The organism is Luteibacter sp. P1_D3 (genome assembly GCF_056406135.1).
In genome coordinates this window covers 1-2,124 of record NZ_JBFUAT010000087.1, presented here as the reverse complement: position 1 = coordinate 2,124, position 2,124 = coordinate 1, and the positions used below count along the sequence as shown (strand labels likewise).

1 protein-coding gene is annotated in these 2,124 nt (G+C 58.9%); it reads right to left on the bottom strand.

Features of this window, described 5'->3' with window-relative positions; genetic code table 11:
• A partial coding sequence (locus AC1DYM_RS22935; protein ID WP_477342347.1) for a condensation domain-containing protein occupies window positions 1–2,090 on the bottom strand: 2,090 nt, incomplete at its 3' end.
• Window positions 2,091–2,124: the final 34 nt, after the last annotated feature.

The window sequence follows — 2,124 nt, the reverse complement described above, 5'->3', positions numbered from 1 at the left end:
GCCGGGTACGACGGATCCAGCGGCACGTACGCACCACCGGCCTTCAACACCGCCAACAGGCCCACCATCATCGGCAGCCCACGCTCCACGCACAGCGCCACCCGCGCGTCCGGACCCACGCCCAGCTTGCGCAGATGGCGAGCCAGGCGATTGGCCTGCGCGTTCAGCGCCGCATAACTCAGCGACARCGCCCCATGCACCACCGCCGTCGCCGCTGGTGTCCGCGCTACCTGTGCCTCGAACAACTCATGCACGCACGAGGACGGGTACGCCACCGTCGTCGCGTTCCACTCCGTCACTACACGATGACGCTCCTGCGCCGGCAGTATCTCCAGTGCAAGCACCGGACGCGCCGACTCCGTCTCCAGCGCCTCGATTAGCTGTTGTGTCGCACGCCCTACGAGACCAAGGATATATCCGGCGACCATTGGGGTCTGGGCTTGTACTTTCAGCCTAAAATCAGCCCCTGTGTCATCCACCGTCAGCGTCAGCGGATAATTCGTGCGCTCCTCGCCACCCAGATCCTCTATTCCTTCGAAACTACTTAGCTCATCTTCATCTTCATCATGACGAAAATTCAACAGCGCCGAAAAAAGAGGCATAGGTGCGGGAATGGCACTGCAGCGTTGAACCATAGCAAGTGATGCATCCTCATGCGTCATCAAGAGGGAGAGGATTTCTTGAGTTTTTCGCAGCGCTTCCAGAACGCCGATCCCCGAAAGCCTAAGCCGAAGTGGAAGCGTGTTCAGGAATAAGCCCATCGCCTTGGCCTGCACCTCCCCACCTCGCATGCGGCCAAGCAGTACCGTACCTATCACGACATCGCTTCGACCTGTTGTGCGACCGACAACTAAAGCCAATATCAGGTGAAAGAGGCTCGCCGGACTGAAGCCAAACTTTCGAGCCGATGCACGAAGGCGCTGAGCATCCAAAGCGCCCACTTCACCGATTGCCTCTTCAACACCGGTGCCGTCACCGCGTACATGCGTAACCTCAAAAGGAGCTGTCGTGTCGCTCAAGTCGCCAAGCATCTCCCTAAAAAACACTTCATGCTCGGCATGCGCTGTACTTTCGTGCAGCTGCGCAATGTAGTCCCGGAACGGAACCGGCGCCGGAAGCAGGTTCGCTTGATTTGAAAGGTGAGCACGGACCTCACGCCCTAGGATCTCCTGAGCGGCGTGGTCACTCACGATATGGTGGTCGAGCATCATGAGAAGCCATCGATCGTTGGCTCCGTCATACGCAATATATCCCCGCATCATTGGGGCAACTCGAAGATCCATACGATAGTGTCGTGGATCGATTCGTCGATAGAGATTATCTGCGGCGTCTAATGCGTCGGCATCTGTCTGATCGAGAACGATTTCCTCGATGGAAAGAAATACGTCTCGCCAGACTACTTGAACGGGCTCGGGGAGGCCCTGCCAAAGTATGGAAGTACGAAGCACGTCATGGCGCGTTATGACAGTCCGCACCGCATCGATATAACGATCCAGCAGTTCACGACTGTCAAACCTAGTAACAGAGACCAACAAGTAAGGATCGGCATCCCGGGTCAACAGATGATGGAACAGGATGCCTTCCTGCAGCGGCGCCAACGGGTAGATGTCCTGGATGTTCGCCATCCCACCCGGCACCGTCGCCGCAATACCATCGATCTGCGACTGTTCCAGCTTGACCAGAGGCAGCATCGACGGCTCGATCGCCGTGCAATCTTGCGGGATAGCGTTCGCCGGCACCGTCCACGACAGCGCGGCCTTCGCCGGCCCATGATTGACATTCGCTGCAGCTAAACCAGCAACCGTCGGACTAGCGAAGAGCGTACGCACATCCGTCGATACTCCTCGAGACTGAAGCTGCGCGATCATCATAATCGCCAACAACGAGTGGCCGCCCAAGGCGAAGAAGTTGTCGTGGCGGCCCACCCGGGCATGACCCAGCAGGCTTGACCACACCGYCGCGATCGCCTCCTCCACCGCACCTTCCGGTGCTTCGTACGCTTGCACCGCGTAGGACTCCGCCTCCGGTGCCGGCAGCGCCTTGCGATCCAGCTTGCCGTTGGGTGTCAGTGGCAGCGAGGCCAGCGTCACGATCGCACTCGGGACCATGTACTCCGCCAGCGTT